6 protein-coding genes and 2 pseudogenes are annotated in these 6,648 nt (G+C 42.0%); 5 read left to right on the forward strand and 3 right to left on the reverse strand.

The genetic code is table 11. The features are described from left to right. Together RMY16_RS32815 and RMY16_RS32820 are read right to left on the reverse strand one after the other, a co-directional pair. Positions 1–616: pseudogene (locus RMY16_RS32815) on the reverse strand (hypothetical protein); the annotation flags it as partial. 204 nt (positions 617–820) lie between these two features. Then, a complete protein-coding gene (locus RMY16_RS32820) occupies positions 821–1,249 on the reverse strand; it encodes a hypothetical protein (protein ID WP_322739878.1) in 429 nt (142 codons plus the stop codon). A gap of 360 nt (positions 1,250–1,609) precedes the next feature. Between RMY16_RS32820 and psbQ the strand changes: the two genes are divergently transcribed. The 4 genes from psbQ (at position 1,610) to hemJ (ending at position 5,174) form a co-directional block, all read left to right on the forward strand. Then, positions 1,610–2,077, forward strand: a complete 468-nt coding sequence (psbQ, locus tag RMY16_RS32825) for a photosystem II protein PsbQ (protein WP_322664929.1) — start codon at positions 1,610–1,612, stop codon at positions 2,075–2,077. A 108-nt stretch (positions 2,078–2,185) separates the two neighbouring features. Further along, positions 2,186–3,292: an FAD-dependent oxidoreductase gene (locus RMY16_RS32830; protein ID WP_322739879.1), complete on the forward strand. Its 1,107-nt coding sequence runs from the start codon at positions 2,186–2,188 to the stop codon at positions 3,290–3,292. A gap of 172 nt (positions 3,293–3,464) precedes the next feature. Beyond that, positions 3,465–4,316 (forward strand): alpha/beta fold hydrolase, encoded by an 852-nt coding sequence (locus RMY16_RS32835; protein ID WP_322739880.1) that lies wholly within the window; start codon positions 3,465–3,467, stop codon positions 4,314–4,316. A gap of 276 nt (positions 4,317–4,592) precedes the next feature. Next, on the forward strand, positions 4,593–5,174 hold the full coding sequence (gene hemJ / locus RMY16_RS32840; protein WP_322664923.1) for a protoporphyrinogen oxidase HemJ: 582 nt from the start codon (positions 4,593–4,595) through the stop codon (positions 5,172–5,174). 93 nt (positions 5,175–5,267) lie between these two features. Here the strand turns inward: hemJ and RMY16_RS32845 are convergent, their stop codons facing one another. Continuing rightward, positions 5,268–6,161 carry a peptidoglycan-binding domain-containing protein gene (locus RMY16_RS32845; protein WP_322664922.1) on the reverse strand — a complete coding sequence of 298 codons (894 nt, stop codon included), beginning with the start codon at positions 6,159–6,161 and terminating at the stop codon, positions 5,268–5,270. A 233-nt stretch (positions 6,162–6,394) separates the two neighbouring features. On the opposite strand from RMY16_RS32845, the pseudogene RMY16_RS32850 reads away from it, so the two are divergent. Beyond that, positions 6,395–6,648 (forward strand): annotated as a pseudogene (locus RMY16_RS32850) (leucine-rich repeat domain-containing protein); the annotation flags it as partial.

Raw genomic sequence — 6,648 nt, forward strand, 5'->3', positions numbered from 1 at the left:
CCAGAGTCAGCAATTCCACAACATCATCCCGCAATTGGGCATCGGTGAGTATGGGGGGAAATTTTTCTTGCTGTTCGCTAATAAACATTGCTTGAGCCACAACTGCTCTAGCTATTGGTGCATAATATTCACTCAAATCAGATTCGGAAACTGTGAGCAACGCGCGTTCATACGGTTCACTGTGGATAACCGCCTCTCGTGCTGGCTCAAATACCTCTGCAATTCCCGCCTCTTGCAACTTAGCTTCCAGTTGAGATGCCGGAGTGAGACTTGCTACACGAGATTGTAAAACATCCCCTGGTTCTTCCCCAAATGGATTTCCTGCCTCAACAGATTTCAAAGACAACAGCCGTAATTCATACAGAGGATCGCGGTATAATCGACCCCACAGTACAATCTCTGCGTCTTCTTCTCCTTGAGATAAAGCCAGTGTCGCATCTTCCAAGGGTACTGATGCCCGATTATCATTGAACTTTGCACCTAATACACCCCAAAGGCAGGGAGAAACTTTGATATCAGGACGTTGGGCGTGAATCTTTTGCTCAATTATCTGAAAAGTTTCGTTGTATTCTCGTTCCCTAATGCCTGTGCCATGTACAAATATTACGGTGGTCACAATAATTCGTAATTTATAATTCGTAATTCGTAATTTTTACCCCATACCTGAAGTTAGGGGCTTGAAATAATGATACTACGCGTTTTTATATTTCCATTGATGAATCAAGGGGCTTGTATTTATTTAATTACGAATTACAAATTACGAATTACGAATTAATAATTGTGTATTATTCCTCACTACTTTCTTTGACACAAGTTGATTTCATTCACTTGGCTTATTAAAAACTTCTAAAATCTGTCGGCAAATTTGTTTGAGCTTATCCTCGATTTCACCAGAAGGCGAAGATACGCCGACAACACTCCAGTTTTCCACCGTAGAAAGTCGCCACGCTTCACCGCGATGATCGAATCCAGCTACCTCCACGCCGATCGCCCGCCGGGAATTATTGATGGGGTCTTGATAAAATCGGATTTGAATTAAAATACTGCGACTTCGCCAAGATTTGCTAATACCAGGAAAGTGAAAGCCAATATCTATAGAATCTGGATCGACTAATTCCCTAGTTTCCGGGTCATTTTTCCAGGGTTTGAGATCAGATTTGGCATCAGGAAACTCGAATTTGAACAAATTAACTACCGTAGCTATGTTGCTGGCGAGTTCAAGGTTCGTTGCCTGTTCAGCTGCGTTCACTAAAAAACACTCCTATATCGCGTCGGCATCTTCAAGGATGTGAAGACAGAAAAACCGCCAGAAGGCTTATATTATTGGTGTTTCAGCTTATCAAGACCTTTGAGATTTAGCAACTCTAAATCATACTTCCCTAACAATTTTCGCTACTAACAGAAGCCAAAAATCGCTTCTTGTTGGGACTGCCTAACACCTATTAAGTAATTGTACTTAAAAATTACTCAAAAGCAGATGATAACTCTGTCCTTTGGAAAAAATATCAAGATTTTCTGCAAAATCCTTGGCTGACAAGAACGATTAACTGCGCTAGCGATCTAAAATGACACTGTGAATCGGTAAATAAAAAGCAATCAAGTTCAATATATGGTGCGTCAACGCTCGATTTTTTCATTTTTCCTAGTACTATTGGCCACATTCCTGATTAGTTGTGGTGGCCCTGGTGTTGCGGTAGCACCTCCGACTTACACAGCAGTACAACTTGAAAAAATTCAGGCTTATGTTCCTGAAATTCAGGCTGTGCGCGATCGCTCACAAGAGTTGACAACCCTAATTAAAAGAGGTGATTGGATCAATGTGCGTAACTTTATACATGGGCCGATAACAGAAGCAAGGCTGAACCTGACTTATGTCACTCCTAACCTTCTACCCAATGACCAACCCAAAGCACGTCAAATAACGCGAGATTTGTTTAACGACCTGGTTAAACTTGATAAAGCTACTAGTGCTGGCAATCCTCTAGTTGCCTTGAATCAATCCCAAGCTGCTTTCGCAGAGATTGATAAATTTCTCCAACTGCTTCCTAAGACCAACAGTGAAGCAGAGGCAAGTTAAGCGCGAGGTAAGATGAGCAAAGGGGATGAGGAGGATGAGGGAGAGTAAAAATTGCTCCCCCTGTTCCCTCATCTCCCGTATCTCTCCCATCTCCGCTTCAAAATAGCAATGAGTCATGTAGTTATTATCGGTTGTGGTGTAGTCGGGGCTGCGATCGCTTACGAACTGAGTCAAGTTAAAGGGCTGAAAATTACAGTTTGCGATCGCCAACCACCAGCACAAGCTTCCACGGGCGCTGCACTTGGCGTTTTGATGGGCGTAATCAGCCAAAAAATCAAGGGTAAAGCTTGGCAGATGCGGCAAACTAGCATCCAACGCTATGAAATCTTGATTCCTGAATTAGAAGCTTTAACGGGTCGCAAAATTCCTTTTAATCGTCAGGGAATTCTCATGCTTTTGTCTGATTCCTCCCTAGAGGGGATGTCAGCATGGGAAAAACTAGTAGAAATTCGTCATTCTCAAAGCTGGGATTTAGAAATTTGGGACACCGCTAAACTCCAGAATATCTGTCCTCAAATTAATAACGAAACAATCACTGGCGCTGTCTATTCTCCACAAGACCGCCAGCTCGATCCAACTGCCCTGACGTTAGCTTTAGTTGAAGCTGCCCAGCAAAATGGTGTAACTTTCAAATTTGGCGTGACTGTTTTGGATGCCCCAACCTCAACACCTGAATTTTGCCATCAACTTGAGACTACAGAAGGAAAAATAGCCGCAGATTGGTTTGTAATTGCAGCAGGGTTAGGTTCAACCCCACTGACGGCAAAATTAAATCAGATAATTGATATCCGCCCCGTACTTGGGCAAGCCTTGCAAATGCGTGTGAGGCATCCATTAGGTAATCCTGATTTCCAGCCAGCAATAACGGGTAATGATGTGCATATTGTTCCTGTGGGCGGTGGAGATTATTGGATAGGCGCAACAGTGGAATTTCCTAGCAATGGCGATGAGATACCGCCAAATCAAGAATTATTAGAATCTGTTAGAGAACAAGCGATCGCATTTTGTCCAGAATTAGCCACAGCAAATATTCTCCGCACTTGGTCGGGTTTACGTCCCCGTCCTGAAGGTCGTCCAGCCCCAGTTATTGGAAAGTTACCAGGGTTTAGTAACGTCCTCTTAGCTACCGGACACTATCGCAACGGCGTTTTACTAGCGCCCGCCACAGCTTATGCAATTCGTGAGATGATTATTTCTCAGGGAATGGGGGGATAAGGGGGAGCAGCACTTCGGCTACGCTCAGTGACCAAGGAGCAGGAGAAGAATAACAAACAACTCAATGCCCACTTGCCCTGAGCGTAGCCGAAGGGATGCCCACTTGCCCTGAGCGACTTGTACTGAGCGTAGTCGAAGTAAGCCGAAGGGATGCCCAATATAGGAAAATAGCGTGTCAATAACAGAACATAAAATCAATGTAGATTCACTGGAATGGTTTTATCGGGAATCTTTACCAATCGGCAGAAGTGACTTAGTGCCTGTGTTGTTGCTACACGGCTTAGTTTCACAAAGTTATAGTTGGCGTCATATTATACCTGCGTTGGGGAATCAGGGAACAAGAGCGATCGCTCCAGATTGGATTGGTTACGGCTTTTCTGCAAAACCAGAAAAACGAGATTTTGCCTACACTCCCGATGCTTTTATCACAGCTTTAGAAGGATTTATTAAAGCGTTAGAACTTGAACATTTTTCTTTAGTTGTCCAAGGATTTTTAGGTTCTGTAGGACTACAATACGCTTTGCGTCATCCAGAACAAATTGCCAATTTAGCTATTTTAAATACACCAATTTCAACTGCTGCCAAATTACCCTGGAAAATTAAACAAATGGGTTTACCTTTGGCTGGTGAAGTCATGACCCAAGACCCTTTATTAGTCGATCGGACGCTAGAAGGCGGAAGCCGTTATCGCATAGGAGATAAGGATTTAGATGTTTATCGAAAACCATTTTTAACTGCTTCTTCGTCTGGTCGAAGTCTCTTAGCCAGTATTCGCAATTTACAGCTTGATTCAGCCATGACAGAAATACAAACTGGCTTTAAAGAATGGCAACAACCAATTCTGATTCAATGGGGTATGATTGACCCTTGGCTACCTGTAGACATTGCCGAAACTTTTACCAATTCCGTACCAAATACCGAATTAATAAAACTTAATAACGTCGGTCATTATCCTCAAGAACATTACCACGAGGCGATTTTGCAAGACCTCTTACCCTTTGTGCGTCGTAAAGATGTTCATTGACAATATAGCTTTGGCAAAAATCGATATTATAAAAATGAATGTCAAAATTCAGGAGTCAAAATTCATAATTCAGGAATCAGAATCAATTAGTAAAGGGTGCAAAATCATCGTTGTAGTCCACTAAATGGAAGATTGAGTGGCAGAATTAAAATGTTTTTCTTGTTAAAACTCATCCTTGAACGGATGGAATATTCTGAATTCAGAATTCTGGCTCCTGACTACTTTTTATTAGCATTACAAAAGGATCGCAACCACAAGTAAAGGAGATTATGATTCGTGGCTTATTCATGGTTTAAAGCTTTTCATATTGTCGGATTTGTAGTTTGGTTCGCTGGTTTGTTCTACTTAGTACGTCTTTTTATCTATCACGTTGAAGCTAATGAAGAACCGGAACCAGCACGAACGATATTGAAAAATCAGTATCAAATTATGGAAAAGCGCCTTTACTCTATCATCACTAACCCAGGAATGTTCGTGACGATCGCAATGGCCATCGGTTTAGTAAGTACTGAACCCGATGTTTTAAAAGAAGGATGGTTGCATATCAAACTGCTGTTTGTGGCTATTTTAATTGGCTATCATCATTACTGCGCTCGGCTGATGAAGAAATTAGCAGTAGATGAGTGTCGCTGGAGTGGTCAGCAATTACGGGCTTTAAATGAAGCGCCTACAGTTATGTTAGTAGCGATCGTCTTGCTGGCTGTGTTTAAAAATAATCTACCTACAGATATTGCTGCTTGGGCTATTTTCGCCATGATTATTTTGATGGCAGTCACTATTCAACTTTACGCCAAAAAACGCAGGCTGGATAAAGAGAAATTGACGGCACAAATAGGACAACCCCAAGAACAAAGTTAGACAAAGTAAGGTAGCACAAATCTGCTACCTTATTAAAGGTTGCATCACAACAATAAATGCTACCAATTAACCATTACCTCATCCTGGAAACTTTTACAGTAAATCATCCCCAGGAATTACGGTAGTGTAGAAAACATATTTGCGATTAGCGACATAACGACGGTCTTGTTTAATAATTGCCATAAACTCTCTATGTCCCTCACGGGTACGCCCCACTAAACAACCCGCGCTAGCAAGGCGAATATCATTCCGAGGGAAATCAAAGCCGTAGTGTTGATTAACGTAAAAATTATCACCTGTATCAAGTTTGTCGCCAGTCCGTTTAAAATCTCTGTTGAAATCTCTACAAACTGTTATATCTCCAACTTGCACTAACGCTTCGTGAGGCTCTGCGGTGCCGTGGGTGCCAACAGCCCAAGCTTTGTATTGTCCAAACTGAATCCTAGCTGCTCCTTTGGGGTTCATCGGATTATAAGTGTAGTACCTCCCTGGTTCTGTAGTTGCTTCCCAGTGATCTACGATTTTGGGAACACCATTTACTACTTCAATAACAATGCGGCGATCGTTAAATTGATTGGGTGTATCACTGTTTAGAGTCCAGTCTGCATCTACGCCCTCTACATAAACAATGTTGTATTCTTTGGGATTGGTAAATACCTGATAATCTTTGGCAAGCATATATTTCACAATCTTACTAGCGATATCATTGCCTAGTTTTAAGGGGGGTTTAGGAAGATCGTCTATTTTGGTTTCAATCAGTTTTTTGGCTGTGACTGCTCCTAAAAAGCCACTCTCTTCAGTTTTTGTTAATTCTTGAAATTTTTTGAGAGCTATCACAGAAACAGGGCCAAATTTACCATCGGCTGGAGGTTCTAGCAAACCTAAGCCGATTAACAATACCTGAATCTGACGAGCCAAGTCTTCATCTTCTGCGATCGCATCAAACGACCATTTCTCATCTTTTCCCAAGAAATCTTGTAGTTTCATTATGCACCTGCTTTCATTTACTGAGTTCTAAGTATAAACATCATTTTAAAAATTGATGTCGTCTAAAACTATACTCTAACGCAAAATATGATGTCATCTGGAGCCTGCGATACGACGATGCACATTGTCTGAATTCAATACTTCATACAGGCTACATTATTAATTAGCTCAATTTCTCTGCTGCGCGTCCAAGCAGCAACTCGTTGTCAGGCATCGCCTCTGTAAAACCCCAAATGACTAACGAAGAACTGCTGCAAATTATTGAACAAGCTGCTAGAGACAAGGTGACAGAATTAGACCTTTCTGGCAAAGGTTTAACAACGCTGCCAGAGGAAATTGGACAACTGACCAATCTGCGATCGCTCGACCTCGGCTGGAATCAACTGAGCAGTCTACCAGCAGAAATCGGACAACTCACTAACCTACAAATGCTCAACCTCCCCAGTAATCAACTGAGCAGTCTGCCAAAGGAAATTATCCAACTCAC

The sequence above is a fragment of the Nostoc sp. DedQUE12b genome, assembly GCF_034530835.1.
Taxonomy (GTDB): domain Bacteria; phylum Cyanobacteriota; class Cyanobacteriia; order Cyanobacteriales; family Nostocaceae; genus Nostoc.

Coding starts and splice junctions, on each gene's coding strand:
- RMY16_RS32845 (WP_322664922.1), bottom strand. CDS start 6,161: ATGAAACTACAAGATTTCTTGGGAAAAGATGAGAAATGGTCGTTTGAT.
- psbQ (WP_322664929.1), top strand. CDS start 1,610: ATGGTGCGTCAACGCTCGATTTTTTCATTTTTCCTAGTACTATTGGCC.
- RMY16_RS32830 (WP_322739879.1), top strand. CDS start 2,186: ATGAGTCATGTAGTTATTATCGGTTGTGGTGTAGTCGGGGCTGCGATC.